This is a genomic window from Paenibacillus sp. MZ04-78.2, assembly GCF_024213375.1.
GTDB lineage: Bacteria > Bacillota > Bacilli > Paenibacillales > NBRC-103111 > Paenibacillus_G.
Window position 1 is genome coordinate 1 of record NZ_JANAVJ010000131.1, and the last position, 639, is coordinate 639.

The window sequence follows — 639 nt, forward strand, 5'->3', positions numbered from 1 at the left end:
CGGATGAGTTCTCGAAGCTCCCTTTGGTCACGCGCAGGAATGTAACTACCTTGCAGCAACCCGTGGCGAAGCAGCCCCGCAATCCACTCGGCATCCTTTACGTCGGTCTTACGTCCCGGCACATTCTTCATATGCTTGGCATTAACGACCAGTGTTTGTAACTCTTCAAGTTCGAGCAGATTGTAAATCGGTTTCCAAAATGAGCCCGTACTTTCCATCGCAACGTGGCTACAGCCTTTGCTTTTGATCCAGTCCACCAGTAGAATAATGTCCTCGGTCATCGTAGAGAACGTGCGAACTTCCTTGCCTTCGGGCGTAAGGATACAGCCTACAACGTTCTTTTTATGGACGTCCAGTCCGCAACAACGACTGTAAACCACTTCCATTCTGCTAACATCCTTTACGGCTTTCATGATTAAAGGCTGGTGCAACAACCACCTGGGATTAATCTATCCTCCGTGCTTCCCAAGATTGGGAGCAACAATCTGTGGTGCACCTGGTCGCTGTGGTCTGTCTATTTCACGGGCTCGCAGCACCAAGAAGACACGACCCACCTTCGCCAGCCGTAAAGACTAAGTTCGACGCGGCACCATTTTCATCCTTCTGATGGTGCCGCGCCAGCGGCATGGATGTCTATTT

General features: G+C 50.9%; 1 protein-coding gene. It reads right to left on the reverse strand.

The features are described from left to right. Positions 1-386 (reverse strand): IS110 family transposase (locus NLX71_RS26345; RefSeq protein WP_254366769.1); only part of this gene is annotated, 386 nt, incomplete at its 3' end. Positions 387-639: the final 253 nt, after the last annotated feature.